The organism is Halorubrum depositum, assembly GCF_007671725.1.
Taxonomy (GTDB): Archaea; Halobacteriota; Halobacteria; order Halobacteriales; family Haloferacaceae; genus Halorubrum; species Halorubrum depositum.
Genome location: NZ_VCNM01000001.1, coordinates 689,050 through 703,643 on the forward strand (window position 1 = coordinate 689,050; position 14,594 = coordinate 703,643).

Here is a 14,594-nt window from a genome sequence, read left to right on the forward strand (position 1 = left end):
GTCTCTAAAGGTCGTTCAGAGCGTTCTCCAGCTCTCGGTCAAACAGCGCCACAAGTTGCTCGATAGCCTGTTCCTCTCGGGGAATCGGGGTTCGAGTCTCCCCGTCGATGCCTCGAATCAGGTAGTTGTCGTCGGTCGGGATGATCTCGATACCACCCCACCAAAGCTCGTCGTCGTAGAACTTCGCCACCGAAGCTCGGCGGAGTCGAAGCACGTAGTCTCCGACCTTCCGTTCGAGGTCGGCTTCGCTAAGATCGATACGCCGGTCGTCAGTTGGTGTCTCTGCTACTGCCATCGGTGTCACCCGGTAGCTCGTGCTACCAGAGGCTCCGCTACGGAGTCGAACCGTAGGCCGCCACTCGGAGTAAAGAGTTGTCTATCTATCTCTAAGTCTTTAAACCGGAGAGAGTGCTATCTTCCTCCCGTTCTTCACGTCGTTATCGAGGTGAACGTGGTTGTGCTGAGTCTCGTGCTTCTTCCCATCCTCTCGAAGCTCCACGTAGTCAGCGTCGGTTACTGTCCCGGTGTCGTATTCCATCGTGAAGGCTTCCCTCTCTCGAATCCACGAGAGTCCAGCTCCAGTATCCCACAGGTAGAACAGTCCTTCCTCGATTCGGTCGTCGGGAGCCTCTGGTTCTTCGCTTAGGTGGAGAGCTGTCTCACCTACTCCGTCGATGAGTTTGACCTCCCATTCGTCGTATGCGTTCTTCCAAGTTCGGTACAGCACGTAGTCCGGTATCTCGTGGTAGTCCATTTTTAGAACCTCAGGTATCCTTTGCGTCGGTCGGCTCGTTCAGTTCGTTCGAGATCGCAATACCAGCAGTTACAGTCGGGGTTGAAGGAATGTGGTTTCTTCATTTGGGGTTACTCGCATCGAGCCGTTGTCCCCGAAAAAGCTCCTCACTCTCAAAGACAACGTTTGAGTATTAAGTCTTTGTTGTTTACATCCAAGCTCCGGTATAGGCCGCTCCTCGACCTTGCCGAATCTTTTGCTGGCGTTCCTTACGTCGCCTCTCCTGCTGTTGGAGACTCTTGAGCTTCTTCCCGGTTCCTCGGTAGACCGAGACGATATACTCGTCCTTCGGGTCGATGACTACCGTGATGAGCTGGCCGCTCCACCGAGTCTCCAGCAAGACGTTACCGGAGTGGCCGAGGTGTGCCTCACCACTCTCAATCGCTTGATCAATCGCACTCATCGGAATCCGTCGTTCGCGCCGCCGGTTCCCACCGTGGGAAAGAGGGTCGTATTCGTAACTCGAAGCGTCTCGGCTGAAGATCGGTGTCTCGTTCATAGTTGTCACTCGCTGTCGTGGTATTCGGAGTATCGCCGCCGGTACTTCTCCGCAATCTTCTGTCGCTCGATCTCGTCGTCACTTAGGCCGGAGCCTTCGTATTCTTCAGGCTCCGACTTCGGTTCGTGGTGGGGATGAATCTCACTCGGGTCGGGAGTCCATCCCATAAACTCCGCCAGCTCCTCACCTTCCAGAAGCTCTCCCTCGCGTTTTTCCTCAACTACCGCTCCGAAGGCTCGATGCCTCTGGTCGATCTTGAGGTCAGCTCGGTGGCTCCATTGGTTTTGCTTCTCGCTGTCGGACTGTGTTACAGTCCCGAGTCTTGGCGAAAACATCGGTGTCACTCTCGATAGCTTACGCTATCGAAGGCCCTTCCGGGGAGTCGAACCCCGGTGTCGCCACTAAGGGTTAATAAAGCGCCTTTGAGTCTTTACGCCTTACTCGGAGTTTTCGAGCAACTGCTGGAGCAGAGCGTCCTTCTCCCGCTGGCTCATCTCACTCACGTCGGGAACCTCCGGCTCGGGAAGCTCAACGTGTTCCTCGTAGTCTTCCCAGTTGAGACTGATCTGGTTCTCCACGATGTGCTGGAGCAGAGCCTTCCCGTACTTGTTCCCGATACCCTTCACTTCCGTAGGGTCGAACAGGTCGCGGGGAAGCCCAAGACCTTCCTCGGTGTCACTACCGCCGTCGCTGTCGCTGTTGTTCTTACCACTCGATGCGTTCTCATCGACTTCGATCTCTCCGAAGTAGTCACTCAGCAGGGTTTCGAGGCGGGCCTTTGCCTCCTCGTAGGTCGGAACCGAACCAACCTCGAAGCCGTCCGTAGCCTCTTGCCGACCCTTACTTGCCACTACCGGAACCACGGGTTCCCCGTCGCTGTTGATGGGAACCATCACGGTGTCGCTTGCCTCGATGATCTCCTGCGAGAGCAGTAGCTCACGCTGGAGTTCATCAACTTCCGCGAGAGGCTTCACACCGAACCCGCCGTTTTCCTCCTCTAAGGAGGCGTACTTGCCACTAAAGGCGTTGTAGTCGTTGGCGGTGTAATCGGTGGCCTTCCAGAAGGCCCGACCGATAGAGCCGTCGCTATCGTTAGCTTCGCACGGCTCCACGATGTGAACCTCACGGGGCGCTTCGCACCACTTAGCGATTTCCGACTCGCCGCCCTTCTTCACAGATGCCTCTCCGAACGCCTTACGAACCTCGTGAGCGAGGCTCATAATGGAGTGGTCGTCCTTCTGGAGAAGGTCGTAGAGGTCGCTAACGTGGTTAGCGCCGATCTTGCTCACCGTGTTCTCAACGAAGTCGCCGTCGCTGTTGACTTTCACAGACATAGTTCGTTGGGTGTCACTTACGGCTTATTGGGCGAGGGAAGCCGCGAGAAAACCTCAATCCGGCTTGAGAAGTCACTTAGTGACTTACTCAAGTCCGTTGGTTGCTTAGCAACGGGGATTATCCCCGTTAAGCCTCATTCCCCGTCAATTCGGGGTTGGCTGTCGCTGGAACCTTTACGTCTATCCTTCCCCGCCCCTTACGGGACGGGCCGAACATACGAACGAGCGTTTTAAGCGTGACACTCACCCCTCAAAGCCGACTGCTATACGCTACGCTATGTGATCTGCTCACTATGCGGAGTTTCAAGTCTCAAAGAGTCTTTCGCCGTTAATCGGCTATGAGCATTTGCTCTTGACTACTACGTTCGTCTCCCTACGAACCTGTTTGTGGCATAGACTTTCAGTCCAAAGGCTAAGCGCCTTTTTTGCTAACCGCTAACCGAAAGATGGGCGGGATTCACGTTTCCATACCCCACTAAGGGGGCGGTTCGACAGTTACGAGCGTTAACGCTACGTAATGCCTGTTTTCGTCACTCTTTGCCCTAAGGGTCGCTCTTTGTCCGGGCCATACTACCCCTATCACCTGAAATTACACACCGGGCCGCTAAGGTTTCCAGCAAGATCGAGAGTTTCACCTTTCCCCGTCCGTGGGGCCGGGCCGGTTTCGGACTCACATACGGGCCACCGGAACGCGGTTCCCCGCCCCGCGTTCGGCCCTTCAAGTCCTACCTTCGACGTATCACCACGGGGGCCGTTTGGGGCCGCGCTATGCTACCTTTGAGGTTATCGCCGGACTCACGCGGTGGCCCCCGTTTGACGTTTCGGGGCGGGGGCGGGACTCACACCGACAGGGTGTTACGTCCCGGCCCGCCCCACGTTCCTACCCCGTCCCGAGCGTTCGGGACGGTTCCGTTCCCCCGTACTTGGTACGGGCCTATGTCTCTTTAAATCCGGTTTCCACACCGGAATACCCCCGTTGGGGCGAAGTGAACACCGACTTACCTAACCGTCTATATCTCTCCTACCTGATTAATTGTCTCTCGGGCCGTCTTAGTCGTCTCTCCTACTGATTCAACAGGTGTGTGTCGGGCCTACATTCCGTGATCGGGCCGTTTCGGCCGTGGTTCCGTCCCGCCCCGTCCGGCCCGACAGGGGCCAAACGAGGGAAACCTACCCACGGGCCTACTTACCCGCCCCCGAGCGTTCGGGGGGAACGTGGTAGTAGTTCCGTCGAAGGGTGGCAACGTGCTAACGAAACCGTCCAACGGGGGACGCATATGGCAACGCCCCCGAAAACGACGATTTAAGGCCGTTTTCCGGCGGTTCCGGGCCTTTATAGCCGGGAGTGTGTCCCCGGCCCCGGTATCAGGGGGCCACCGCCCCGGTTAACATCAAACCGGGGCGGGCCGCTTTCACCAAGCGACATCTATACCAAGCATCCGGGGGGTATATATAATTAGCGGAGGTAGAATCATTACATACTATTAATCCGGTAGAAACAGGAGAGACAAGCCGAGAGACGGGCATATAGTATAACCTACATACTGAAAAGAAGCGGCAAATACTGTAAGTTGACAGCATACAGTAGTAGATTACTATATAAATAAAAAACTATGAGAGTGTCAAACGCGGAGGATACAAGCCTCGATGCGGGGAAATACGGGTAAATCAATACCGGCAAAGAGAATTAATAACTGAAGTCCCAAAAGCGCCGAAACACCCACGGACGGACGGGAGACGGGCCACAACGTACAAACAGGGGAAACGCGGGAGACGGACGGGGGCCGGGACGGACGGGAGAGACGCGCGGGACGGACGGACATAGGAGAGACGGACGCATAACGGCCCGTACTTGCCAAACGCGGCGTTTTCAGGTGGCCCGAGAGTCGGGATAACGGCCCGTATGGACGGACACACCGGCCCGAGAGACGGGAGAGACGGCCCGCGCGGGCCGGGAGACGGGCCGACAGGGGGCCGGGCCGGTGTGATCGAGAGAGACGGGACGGGCCGGGACGGGCCACCGGGCCACCGACAGGGGCCACCGACAGGGACGGACGGGCCGGGCCACCACCGGAGACGAACGAGCAGGCACAGGTACGCGCGTAGGGCCAACGATAACGTCCAGATCACCGGGTACAAGCCCCAACAAGCGGGCCACCCACCGGGACGGTTAGAACATTAAGGCACATTCCGCACACGCAGTTTAGTAAGTCCCTCTCAGAATTTTCAGCTCTGAGGTCAGAAAAATCGGTTTTTCAGAGGACTGGTGGGACGGTGGAGACGACCTCGTTGGCGAGATTGACGAGGGTAGGGGCGGCTCCGAAGAACAGGGGTTCTCCTTTCTTGGGGGAGAACCCATCTGTTCCGCCGCCCTCTGGACGACTCTCGCGTGTACGGCCTCCATCTGGACGGGCTATGCGGGTATGCTCGGGGAGTTCCAGCTCGGTTTTCTCTGGAGTGATGTTCTTCATCGAGTGGGGAGTGACCATCTCGCCTCTCTCGTGTTTTGCGAGGTCGCCATAGACGGCGATCTTCCCGCACGAACAACAGAATATCTTGTAGTCGCCGTAGTGGAAGGCAATGCCGATGCTGTTCTCGTCGTGGTCGGCGTTTCGGTCGGGGAGCTGATCGAGCCAATCTGGGTCGATGCAGTCCTCCAGATGGAGGGGAGTCGCTACGGGGTCTACGTCGAGTAGAGTTGCGAGTTCTTGTATGACTGATACTGAGAGTGAACCCGGCCCTCTCGAATCGTGCGCTCCCCGGCTTAGCAGATCATGTTCCTCATCGACCGCAACATGGTGACTGTGAACCGGGTCAGGCATACTTGTTTAGGAGACAATCGGCGTATTAAGACTTATCGCTGTCACTTCTTCTTAGGATGCTATTCAGACGCATAGATTTTCAGGGGAGATACTGTCCGATTATCCCATAAGGCGATTGACGGGAAGTATTTGAACACCACCCATCCTATATAAACCCTTTACCATTAATAGGAGTGTAGGAGCGAAGCGACGAAGACGACCTCCTACTACTGGCTTTCTTCTCTGGATTCCTGAGCTGGTGACTCAGGTGTTCTTCTCTCTGGTTCTGTTTTCTGTCGGTTTAGCTCGGGTGTTCTACTTTTCTAACCCGAGTTTTAGAGAAAACGACTCGATGCGGTGAATCACTTTTAGTAACTCACAATGGCTCAGGCAGAAGTAACAGGCTACACGGTACAAGAACTCGCGGAGCTACGCCACGAGTATCTTCAGACGCCGAAGGCCGAGAAGGGGATTTCCTTCGATACTGCTTACTGCCTTACACGAATCGGGAAACAGCCCGAGGACTACGACGGGCCAACACGATATTGCAGTAATCGAGTAGCCCGCCTCGATGATGGTGGGCACGCTCATTCGTGCCGATTTCACGGCGCGAACCAGAACGCGGACGGCAACAACGACAATCTCGAACTACTCGCGGCACTCAAACACGGAATGTACGCTACTGACGAACACTTGAAAGAGGTCTTTGACGAAGACGATCAGAAGCTCTACGACTTCATCATGTCGTGGGCGGACGCCTACGGCTGGCCGTCTAAGGACGAAGACCCCGCCCGGTACGATCTGCTCGAACAGGCGGCGCTCGGGCGCGTTCGCGTAGCCCGCTCGTCCAAATACATCCTCGACGAGGGCGAGATGGACAGGCAGGAAGTGTACGATGAGAACGGAAACCTTCGCGTTATCACGGATGCTCACGGTCTGAGCGAAGACCTCCGGCTCAAGCAGAAGCTCATTCTCGATATAATGAAGGAGCTTGGGCTGACCCCGAAGGAGGCGTCCAAGATGAACACGGACGAGAAGACCGCGAGCGCGACGGAACAGCTCGCCGCTGTCGCGGCGGAGGCTGTTCTCGGTGGGGGTGAAGACGGTGAGGAGCCGTCGTTCGACCCCGACGACGACATATTCGAGGACGAAGATGGCTGAACTTGAACGCTTCTCCCGCGACTACGATCTCGTGCTGGATGCCGAGGTTCAGACGTGGCAGGAGAAGCAGGCGCATATGGACGTTGACCTGTACGAAGACCTCGCTCTCTACTTCGGAGAGCCGATCATCGGGATGGTCGGGGGCGTGAACTACCATTTCCGGCCCTCAAAGCAGGTTCTCAGCTATCAATGCGCGGTTCCCCGGAAGTACCGGGGTCGGAGGGTGAGCGGAGACACCCTTCTGGTGCGGCGGTGAATCAACTATGAATTGCTATAATTGCGGTTATCACGCCCCTGACGGCGGGAATTGCCCCACCTGCGGCGTTCTTCTTGGGGATTTCCGCATCGAGGGGCAGGTACGATACGATGGACAAGCAGGAAACATCCGAGTATAGCGTCTCTGAGGACGGCAAGCTCGTCCGAGAGGAGACTGAGGAAGCGAATTTCGAGGAAAATCTGACTTTCGAGGACTGACCCGTGACTGAGCCTTGCGAAAACTGCGATTGCGGCCTCTCTGAGCCGGATTTCGAGTACGATACGGTCGAATTTGGCCTGTCACTCCCGCTGGCGTCGGTTCTGGACGGTCATATCCGTGGCCGAACGGACGTTGACCCCGCCGACGTTGAGAAGGTCGAAATCTGCGGTGATTCGGTCACTCTGACGCTCCGATAGCCGTCTCACACCCCTCGATGCGGCGAATCTCTCTTTATGAACCCCTACGAGCCGGTCAAGGTGTCTAAATCTGAACCATACCCCCCGAGTAATACTCCTTCGGACGGCGAAGCCGTCGGATTGGAGTTTGGAGACTCCGGTGTTGAGCCTCCGAGGTATCTGATCGAGGATTCTCGGAACTGGTATGCGTGGATTGAGGCGCTGAACGGCGATTCTTACGTCGATTTGGCCCATCTGCGGTGATTTTGGGACAGTAGTAGTTGGGAAGACGTCCACCAAATCGGAGGGCGTAGCCGGTTCGATTCCGGTCTGTCTCGCTTTATATACCCATTTTATGCAGGAAATTGCTGAAAAGTTCGCCTCTGAGAGCGATGCTGACGTTGATGCGTTGCTCGAACGGTGGAATGGCCGCCCCGATCTTCTCGCAGAGGACATTCTCCGGGCGAAGAATCTGGAGACGGACGAAATTGAGCCGCTGACGCTCTTTCGCCCGTACCAGCCCCGGATTATGCACGCCTACTTCTACGGCGATGCGAAGATTCTGAACATCTACAAGGGGCGGCGGATTGGCGTTTCCTACGTAATCGGTATCTGTATCCTGATTGAGGCGCTTCTCAAGCCGGATACGTTCTACCCTATTCTCTCGAAGACGAAGGGGCAGTCGAACTCGCGGATTAGCGACATTAAGACGCTAATCAAGAACGCGAAAATCGACATTCCGCTCGAAAAGGACAATCAGGACGAGATCGTTCTGCCGAACGGCTCTCGAATCAAGGCGTACACGGGCGACCCGGACTCCGCTCGTGGTGAAGACCCGCCGAAGACCGTTTTTATTGACGAGATGGCGTTCTTGGAAGACCAGAGCGCCACCCTCGATGCGTACCTACCCACCATCAGTCTCGGTTCGAGTCAAATGGTGCAGGTGTCCACGCCGAAGGCCGCGAACGACGAGTTCATGCAGGCGAACGAGCGGGGGACGCCGGACGGTCGCAACGACTTCGGGATTCTCGCTCTGAAACAGCCGACGTTCAAGAACGCGGACGAGATCGAGACTGATCGCTCGCTATTCGAGCAGGATGTGGAACCCGTCCGGCCCGACTTCGACCTAATGGCGGCGGAAACTCAGCGAGCCTCCGACCCCAACGGCTTCGCACAAGAGTATCTGTGCCGCCCTGTGAGTGACGAGTACCGCTTCTTCTCGATGCCCACCATAGAGGTCGCAATGGAGCGGGGGGCCGCTGAGGGGTACTCCTACGGCCTCAGGCGGTACGACACTCCCAACACTCTGGTTATGGGTGTGGACATTGGGTTCAACTCCGACGACACGGCGATTGTGGTCTTCGAGCATGAAGGCCCGCGTCGGTACTGCCGGTACAAGGAGGTCGTGAACGACCGCGTGCTGTCGCAGGCGGGAATCACTCCATCGAGTCGGCAGAACCCGGCGGCGGTGGCCGAACGTATCTCTCAGGTCTATCACGCGATGGGCATCTCGAACGTCGTGATGGACATGACGGGGGTGGGACAGGGATTCCATGACGAGGTTCGCCGTCGTATCGGGCGGGCCTACACGGGCTTCAATTTCTCCGCGAAGGACAAGGTGGAGAAGATGATGGGCAACATGAACTACGCCCTTCACAACGATCTCGTCTCTCTCCCTGACGACGAACAGCTCCGAGAACAGCTCGGTGCGATTGTCAAACAGCAGAAGGAGGATTGGCAGAAGCCGAAGTTCACGGGGAAGGAACACGCCCCGGAGGGGAAGGACGACCTCGCTATGGCGACGGTGCTGGCGGCGTTCCCTCCGAACTTCAAGTCGGACAAGTCGAGAACCCTCCAACAGCGAGAGGATGTGACCCCTCCGGTTCAGGTGGAAGAACCTCAGGAGCGCGAGGGATGGGCAGGACTGAAAATTTCCGGCGAATCGTCCGGTGGTCGCGGCTATTCTCTCTCGCACGGACGCGACAAGCGCGGTTACAAATCAAGGCACAGACGCCGTTCAACTCACAGGCGGCGACGGAAGTTCTAATCTACTCTCTTTAAATGACTGAAGGAAATTTTGTTGACCCTCCGAGTGAGGATGAACGGTTGGACTTCGCCGCCGACTCCCCCAAGGGTGCTATCAAAGAAAAGGGGCAAGGCGGCGGTGGTCGGTTCTCCGGCCCTCGATCTTCTGAGGCTCCGAAGTCGGAGATTCAGAAGAATCGGGACATAGTTCGCACCGACCCTCACGTTCACGAGGCGCTTTACACGCTTATCGACTGGATTTGCGGCGACGGGTTCAATCTCTCCCCTCGGAACGTTCCCGGTACGGGTATCGAGCAGACCGAGGAAGACATTGCTCCTATCGCTCTCCTACTCCACAACTCGGAGTTTTGGCGCGTGTTCAACCAATGGGTTGAGTACGCGGCTCAGGACGGCCACTCCTTCATGGAGCTGGTCGTTCAGGATGAGCGATTCCTCCCGCGTGTCCTGCCGACCGAGCGGATGCACAAGAAGACGGACGAGTACGGGTTCGTAACTGAATACGCTCTGGAGCCGCCGAGTGGCGGTGGCCCGGACGACGATGATGCGACCCGGTACAAGCCCCACGAGGTCGCTGAGCTTTGGTTCACGAAAGACCCCGCCGAGGATTTTGGTCGGTCGTTCGTCGAGCCGGTTCAGGAACAGGCGGATATGCTCCGCGATATGGAGTTCGACTACGCCCGCTTCGTGGCTACCAAGGCGTACCCGCCCGTGCTGTGGAAGCTCGGGACTGAGGAAGAACAATGGTCGGAAGACCAGATTGGTGGCTGGCTGGACACCGTTGAGCAGATCGAGCCGGACTCGATGCTCGCGGCTCCCCACGACGTTGACTTCGACGTGGTTGGCGTGACCTCTACCTCATCGACGGCGGGGGCTATGAAGCTCGAAGGGACGTTCGAGCATCTTCAGAACCGCATTATCACGGGCCTCGGGATTCCGGCGCTCTTGATGAATATGGGAGGTTCGACCGGCGAAGCTACCGCCTCGATGCCGTCGTTCAAGCGGCGTATCAAGCGGCTCCAGAACATCGTCAAGTCGGCTGTTGAGAATCAGATTCTCAAGTCGCTGATGGTGGAGTCCTCGCTGGACGAGTTCGACGGCGTGGTTCCCGAGTTTGAGTTCGGTGAACACTCGTCGGCGGAGAAGCGGCTTGAGATTGATAAGCTCGTTACGCTCTATCAGTCCGGCTTCCTCACTCGTGAAGCGTTCGCTGACCGGGCTGGCATCGACCCCGAGGTTGAACTGCCGACTCCCGACCAGCTTACGAGCGAGATCATTCCGCTGATTACGGAACTCGCCGGGCGTGGCGACAGGATACAGAATCCTGAAGGTGGGCGTCCGACTGACACCGGGACTGGTGTAGAGTCGGCGGGTGGGGAGGTCAAGTCCCGTGAATCGGGGCGTGATAGCTCTAACGAGCGGAATAGACAGTCCATCACGGAGGATGAAAACGCCTAATGCCCCCTGACGAAGCAGATGGGGACTCTGAGGTGAAACTCCTCAAGAGTATTCTGAGTGAGATACAAGACCTAAATTCTCAGCTCGCCCGGACAGACGAGCGATCTCGAAATAACCGCGACCAAGTGGAGAATCTACGGGACAACCGGATTATCCCTTTGGAGAAGCAGGCCGAGACGAACGATAACCGTAGTCGGCGCAATTCGCTGATTCTTGGTGCGTTCATCACGGCGCTGACGCTCGGTTTCGGGGCGGCGGTGACGTATCTCTTTACTCTCCTATGAGTCTCAATCTACACGAAATCGAATTTTCTACGAGTACCGATTCCCCGCCGGACGACGACGGCGACGGCCCTTCCCCGATTAGTTCGGACGCCCTGCTGGAGTTTACGGCGGGGCGTCACTACCCCGAGTCCGTTGACCTCGATGGGTTCAACGAGTACGGGGTGCGTGAGAACCGCGACGACGAGGGCGAGCTTCTGTCGGTTGACGTTGTGTACGAAGCAATGGAACCCGGCCCGCCCGAAGCCCGCAACGGCGTCCGAATCACGGACACGTTCTTGCGGAAGGTCGCGGAGAAGAACTACTCCGGTCAGGAGCCGTATATGCTCGGCCACTCCGACCGCCCTCTGGACGAGATCGGGAAAATCCAGAAGGTGTGGTTCGAGGAGTCCGTCGAGAAGCTGATGCTGATGAATCGGGTGTTCAACACGGGCGCTCCGACCCACGACGAAGTGGTGAAGCGCCTGACGTACACCCCGCCGACGATGACCGATGGCTCGGTCGGGTTCGGTAATCAGTACGAAGCCGTTGTGAACGAAGACGGCGAGCCTGAACTCATCGACGGGCAGATTCGAGAGTTCAGTACCGTCCCGTTCCCCGGCGGGTACGATGAAGGTGGCCTTGGTCTACCGAGCGCCGCCTTTGCAGAACACATCATGGAGCAGGCGAACGCCGATGTCGATGATGAGGACGAAGCCAACCCCCTCGATGTGGGGGAGTCCTCGGAGAACTCGGCCTTCTCTGTCCGCACGGAGACTATCTCCTTCTAACTAACTATGGATTTCCAGAAGGTTACTTTCGACACCGACCTCGATGAGATGGAGGCTGACGAGCTTGCTTCGCTCGTTCGTCAGTTCTCTGAGGCACAGGAACAGAATATTGCTGAGTTCGAGCAGGCCAGCGAGACTATCGAAGGTCTTGAGGGTCGCGTCTCGGAGGTTCAGGATTTCGATGCTGAACTGACTGAGGAGCTTGCCGAAGTCTCGCCTCTCGGTGAGGACGAGCTGGCGGCGTTCTCGATCTCGCGGAAGCGCGAGCTTCTTGCCGAGTTCGCTGAGGCGGACGAGGATGAGGAGGAGGAGGACGACGACGACAACGAGGACGAGGAGGCTGAGTTCTCTGACTTCGGAACGCGCGGTAATGTTGGCGACGACGACGAGGCGAAGGCCGACTTCGCCAAGCAGTATCTCGGTGACATTCCGGGCCTCGGCTTCTAAACGACTACATTTCTAATCTATCATGGCTAACTTCAAGTTCGCTAAGTTCAAGGACACGCCGCTGAACCGCGACGGTGAGACTCTGAACCCCGACGCTGACCTTCCGCTTCTGGAAGGCGACGTTGTGGGTCTGAGCGAGGACGCTGATGGGAACACCATCGTCGTCCCCGCCGACGCTGACGCGGCTGTTGCACAGCCCGCTATTGGCGTCCTGATGGAGGACGTACGCGACCGTTCGTACTGGTCGGCTAACCTCCACGACAACGGCACGATGGGTCGCCGCCTCGACGAAGCCTACGACCTCGAACGGACGCAGGCTGGCGACGAGGTGACGTACTTCACCCACGGTATCTACCTCGAAGACGAGGACGGTACTGTTGACTTCACTCCGAACGAGCCGGTGTACCTCGGCGTCGGCGGCGGCGTCACGCAGACCGCTCCTTCGGCGGCTGGTGAGCTGGTTCAGTATCTCGGCGTTGCGGTCAACGCGACGACGTTCCTTCTGGACGTGAACCACGACTACCAGACGGCGTAGAGTAATCGGCTAAAGACTTAATCTCTACTTTCTAACTCTTTATGGTTAACCGCGAAATCTTCACTAAGGACGATGTTCCGCTTGTCGAGATCGCTGAGAAGACTCAGAATCTCGTCAACTACTTCAACGAGGCTGACCGCCCGTTCCGTGACCTGTTCGTTGAGCAGGTCGATCAGCAGACTTTCCTTCAGGAAATCGAGGCTGAGCCGGGCGAGTGGGAGAAGCTGAGTGAGGGTGAATTCCCCGCGACCACCCGCGCAAAGGACGACGACTACCTCCAGATGACCATTCGCACGAGCGAATACGGTAAGGCCCTCGGCTTTACTCAGCGGTTCATCGAGAAGTCCACCTCCGACCACATTATGAAGCAGGTTCGTAATGTGCTGGAGGAGGGCAAGGAGACTGAAGACCGCATCATCCACGAGGTGATCTTCAACGGCATCGCTGACGGTAGCGAGCCGGTCTGGTTCGACGTTCCCGACCACGGTGCATACGGCTTCGACCGCACGCACTCCCACGTCTTCGCTGACACGAGTGAGCTGTTCGGTGACACTTCGGCGCACCGCGCCAGCGAACACATCGAGTACGCCGCTGACGAACTGCGTCACCACGGCTGGAACGGGCAGAAGGTCGCCCTCATGTCCATCGACCTCAAGCGCAAGCTCCGCAACGAGCTGTCGTGGGACATGAACTACCACATCCCGATGGCGACCGGGATGCGCTCGCAGGACGTTCGTGAGCAGACGTTCAGCATCGACGGTGTTGAGCTGATGACCACGCCCTACCTGCGCGGCGACGAGTTCTACGTGATCGGCGTCGGTGAGAATCCCGTCAAGGAATACATCGACCGCCCGATGCAGATTACCCGTCCCACGGGTGGCCCCGCGACGGAGCCGGGCGAGATCATCAATTCGAGCGCCACCATGTCGTTCGGCGTCTCGATGACGAACCCCCTCGGCGCTGTCCACTTCAAGGGCGACAGCACGAACTACTCGTAAACGGGCTGGTAGTTCGAGTTCGATTTTCCTTTTTCGTACTTTCAATGGCAACAGACGATACTACATTCAAATCTGAAGTCCGGGCGTTCACCGGCATCGAGGTTTCTCGAATCTCCGAGGAGGAGATGGATACTGTCCTCTCGGACGCGAAGCGGCACGTCCAGCTACGCGCCTCTTTGAACGACGCCGAGGTGGATTGGTATGGCGACCCGGCTCAGGAAGAAGCCCTCAATTGGGCTACCAAGCTTTTCCTCAAGGTTGCCGCAGGCGAACTCGACTCTCAGACCGTTCAGGTTGGTGCTATCGACCACAAGGCGCTTCTCGCCAAGTCGAACAATGAAGTCACCATCTGGTATCGGAATATGGAGAACGCGCTCCGGCGTATCCAGAAGCCGGAAGCGTCATTCGGTCTTTCCTCGGTCGCCCGGACTGACCGGGAGTACGGCGTCGACGATGAGGATACCAGCGGAGGTATCTCGCTCTAATGTCCCGCCGTTCGGTTCACTCCGCAATCGACCGGCTTGGAAAGGAGGTTGACGTTCTTATCGAGGGGAAGACGGGGGTTGACGGCTTCAACAACCCGCAGTACGATTGGATTCTGTCTCACACCACTCGATGCGTTAGAACGTACCCGAATCGGAACACGGAGGTAAACAACCGTGGTGGCCCCCGGAAGCGTGATCACCCGGTGTTCCTGTTCGCTCGGGACGACGCGCCCGACGACAACTCACGGATTCGGTACGACGGGACTCTCTACGAGCTGGAGTCTCCGACGATCTACGACACGCACGTTGCGATTTTCGGAAAGCTCGTTTCTGAATAA

18 protein-coding genes are annotated in these 14,594 nt (G+C 57.4%); 12 read left to right on the top strand and 6 right to left on the bottom strand.

Annotated elements, in window-relative coordinates; translation table 11 throughout:
* Positions 1-4: 4 nt before the first annotated feature.
* The 6 genes from FGM06_RS03625 to FGM06_RS03650 form a co-directional block, all read right to left on the bottom strand.
* Positions 5-295: a hypothetical protein gene (locus FGM06_RS03625; RefSeq protein WP_144797633.1), complete on the bottom strand. Its 291-nt coding sequence runs from the start codon at positions 293-295 to the stop codon at positions 5-7.
* A gap of 99 nt (positions 296-394) precedes the next feature.
* Entirely contained in the window at positions 395-754 is a 360-nt protein-coding gene (locus FGM06_RS03630; protein ID WP_144797635.1) for a hypothetical protein, read from the bottom strand.
* Positions 755-941: 187 nt separating this feature from the next.
* A complete protein-coding gene (locus tag FGM06_RS03635) occupies positions 942-1,292 on the bottom strand; it encodes a hypothetical protein (protein ID WP_144797637.1) in 351 nt (116 codons plus the stop codon).
* A 5-nt stretch (positions 1,293-1,297) separates the two neighbouring features.
* Complete coding sequence (locus FGM06_RS03640; RefSeq protein ID WP_206668658.1) at positions 1,298-1,627, bottom strand: hypothetical protein; 330 nt, start codon at positions 1,625-1,627, stop codon at positions 1,298-1,300.
* 102 nt (positions 1,628-1,729) lie between these two features.
* Positions 1,730-2,626, bottom strand: coding sequence for a hypothetical protein (locus tag FGM06_RS03645; protein ID WP_144797641.1), 897 nt, complete (start codon positions 2,624-2,626; stop codon positions 1,730-1,732).
* 2,255 nt (positions 2,627-4,881) lie between these two features.
* Complete coding sequence (locus FGM06_RS03650; RefSeq protein ID WP_186310962.1) at positions 4,882-5,448, bottom strand: HalOD1 output domain-containing protein; 567 nt, start codon at positions 5,446-5,448, stop codon at positions 4,882-4,884.
* Between the two features lie 360 nt (positions 5,449-5,808).
* Here FGM06_RS03650 and FGM06_RS03655 point away from each other — a divergent pair, with 360 nt between their 5' ends.
* From FGM06_RS03655 to FGM06_RS03715, 12 genes are all read left to right on the top strand, one after another.
* Positions 5,809-6,588 (top strand): hypothetical protein, encoded by a 780-nt coding sequence (locus FGM06_RS03655; RefSeq protein WP_144797643.1) that lies wholly within the window; start codon positions 5,809-5,811, stop codon positions 6,586-6,588.
* Complete coding sequence (locus FGM06_RS03660) at positions 6,581-6,844, top strand: hypothetical protein (RefSeq protein WP_144797645.1); 264 nt, start codon at positions 6,581-6,583, stop codon at positions 6,842-6,844. Before FGM06_RS03655 ends, FGM06_RS03660 begins: the two co-directional genes overlap by 8 nt.
* Positions 6,845-7,296: 452 nt before the next feature.
* Positions 7,297-7,503, top strand: a complete 207-nt coding sequence (locus FGM06_RS03670) for a hypothetical protein (protein WP_144797649.1) — start codon at positions 7,297-7,299, stop codon at positions 7,501-7,503.
* A gap of 91 nt (positions 7,504-7,594) precedes the next feature.
* A complete protein-coding gene (locus FGM06_RS03675; protein ID WP_144797651.1) occupies positions 7,595-9,286 on the top strand; it encodes a terminase large subunit domain-containing protein in 1,692 nt (563 codons plus the stop codon).
* Between the two features lie 14 nt (positions 9,287-9,300).
* The gene (locus FGM06_RS03680) at positions 9,301-10,740 is read left to right on the top strand and encodes a hypothetical protein (RefSeq protein ID WP_144797653.1); all 1,440 of its coding nucleotides are present in this window, start codon (positions 9,301-9,303) and stop codon (positions 10,738-10,740) included.
* Positions 10,740-11,024 carry a hypothetical protein gene (locus tag FGM06_RS03685; RefSeq protein ID WP_144797655.1) on the top strand — a complete coding sequence of 95 codons (285 nt, stop codon included), beginning with the start codon at positions 10,740-10,742 and terminating at the stop codon, positions 11,022-11,024. Before FGM06_RS03680 ends, FGM06_RS03685 begins: the two co-directional genes overlap by 1 nt.
* Positions 11,021-11,791 carry a hypothetical protein gene (locus FGM06_RS03690; RefSeq protein ID WP_144797658.1) on the top strand — a complete coding sequence of 257 codons (771 nt, stop codon included), beginning with the start codon at positions 11,021-11,023 and terminating at the stop codon, positions 11,789-11,791. Before FGM06_RS03685 ends, FGM06_RS03690 begins: the two co-directional genes overlap by 4 nt.
* Before the next feature lie 6 nt (positions 11,792-11,797).
* A complete protein-coding gene (locus tag FGM06_RS03695; protein ID WP_144797660.1) occupies positions 11,798-12,238 on the top strand; it encodes a hypothetical protein in 441 nt (146 codons plus the stop codon).
* Positions 12,239-12,260: 22 nt separating this feature from the next.
* The gene (locus FGM06_RS03700; protein WP_144797662.1) at positions 12,261-12,773 is read left to right on the top strand and encodes a hypothetical protein; all 513 of its coding nucleotides are present in this window, start codon (positions 12,261-12,263) and stop codon (positions 12,771-12,773) included.
* Positions 12,774-12,814: 41 nt separating this feature from the next.
* Positions 12,815-13,771: a hypothetical protein gene (locus FGM06_RS03705; protein WP_144797664.1), complete on the top strand. Its 957-nt coding sequence runs from the start codon at positions 12,815-12,817 to the stop codon at positions 13,769-13,771.
* 44 nt (positions 13,772-13,815) lie between these two features.
* A complete protein-coding gene (locus FGM06_RS03710) occupies positions 13,816-14,256 on the top strand; it encodes a hypothetical protein (protein ID WP_144797666.1) in 441 nt (146 codons plus the stop codon).
* Positions 14,256-14,594, top strand: coding sequence for a hypothetical protein (locus tag FGM06_RS03715; RefSeq protein WP_144797668.1), 339 nt, complete (start codon positions 14,256-14,258; stop codon positions 14,592-14,594). The genes FGM06_RS03710 and FGM06_RS03715 overlap by 1 nt, the downstream gene beginning before the upstream one ends.

What these genes read in the sequence shown, in the direction of transcription:
- FGM06_RS03640 (WP_206668658.1), bottom strand. Translation starts at nt 1,627, where the DNA reads ATGTTTTCGCCAAGACTCGGGACTGTAACACAGTCCGACAGCGAGAAG.
- FGM06_RS03660 (WP_144797645.1), top strand. Translation starts at nt 6,581, where the DNA reads ATGGCTGAACTTGAACGCTTCTCCCGCGACTACGATCTCGTGCTGGAT.
- FGM06_RS03680 (WP_144797653.1), top strand. Translation starts at nt 9,301, where the DNA reads ATGACTGAAGGAAATTTTGTTGACCCTCCGAGTGAGGATGAACGGTTG.
- FGM06_RS03715 (WP_144797668.1), top strand. Translation starts at nt 14,256, where the DNA reads ATGTCCCGCCGTTCGGTTCACTCCGCAATCGACCGGCTTGGAAAGGAG.
- FGM06_RS03705 (WP_144797664.1), top strand. Translation starts at nt 12,815, where the DNA reads ATGGTTAACCGCGAAATCTTCACTAAGGACGATGTTCCGCTTGTCGAG.
- FGM06_RS03655 (WP_144797643.1), top strand. Translation starts at nt 5,809, where the DNA reads ATGGCTCAGGCAGAAGTAACAGGCTACACGGTACAAGAACTCGCGGAG.
- FGM06_RS03635 (WP_144797637.1), bottom strand. Translation starts at nt 1,292, where the DNA reads ATGAACGAGACACCGATCTTCAGCCGAGACGCTTCGAGTTACGAATAC.
- FGM06_RS03685 (WP_144797655.1), top strand. Translation starts at nt 10,740, where the DNA reads ATGCCCCCTGACGAAGCAGATGGGGACTCTGAGGTGAAACTCCTCAAG.
- FGM06_RS03650 (WP_186310962.1), bottom strand. Translation starts at nt 5,448, where the DNA reads ATGCCTGACCCGGTTCACAGTCACCATGTTGCGGTCGATGAGGAACAT.
- FGM06_RS03690 (WP_144797658.1), top strand. Translation starts at nt 11,021, where the DNA reads ATGAGTCTCAATCTACACGAAATCGAATTTTCTACGAGTACCGATTCC.
- FGM06_RS03695 (WP_144797660.1), top strand. Translation starts at nt 11,798, where the DNA reads ATGGATTTCCAGAAGGTTACTTTCGACACCGACCTCGATGAGATGGAG.
- FGM06_RS03675 (WP_144797651.1), top strand. Translation starts at nt 7,595, where the DNA reads ATGCAGGAAATTGCTGAAAAGTTCGCCTCTGAGAGCGATGCTGACGTT.
- FGM06_RS03625 (WP_144797633.1), bottom strand. Translation starts at nt 295, where the DNA reads ATGGCAGTAGCAGAGACACCAACTGACGACCGGCGTATCGATCTTAGC.
- FGM06_RS03700 (WP_144797662.1), top strand. Translation starts at nt 12,261, where the DNA reads ATGGCTAACTTCAAGTTCGCTAAGTTCAAGGACACGCCGCTGAACCGC.
- FGM06_RS03710 (WP_144797666.1), top strand. Translation starts at nt 13,816, where the DNA reads ATGGCAACAGACGATACTACATTCAAATCTGAAGTCCGGGCGTTCACC.
- FGM06_RS03645 (WP_144797641.1), bottom strand. Translation starts at nt 2,626, where the DNA reads ATGTCTGTGAAAGTCAACAGCGACGGCGACTTCGTTGAGAACACGGTG.
- FGM06_RS03630 (WP_144797635.1), bottom strand. Translation starts at nt 754, where the DNA reads ATGGACTACCACGAGATACCGGACTACGTGCTGTACCGAACTTGGAAG.
- FGM06_RS03670 (WP_144797649.1), top strand. Translation starts at nt 7,297, where the DNA reads ATGAACCCCTACGAGCCGGTCAAGGTGTCTAAATCTGAACCATACCCC.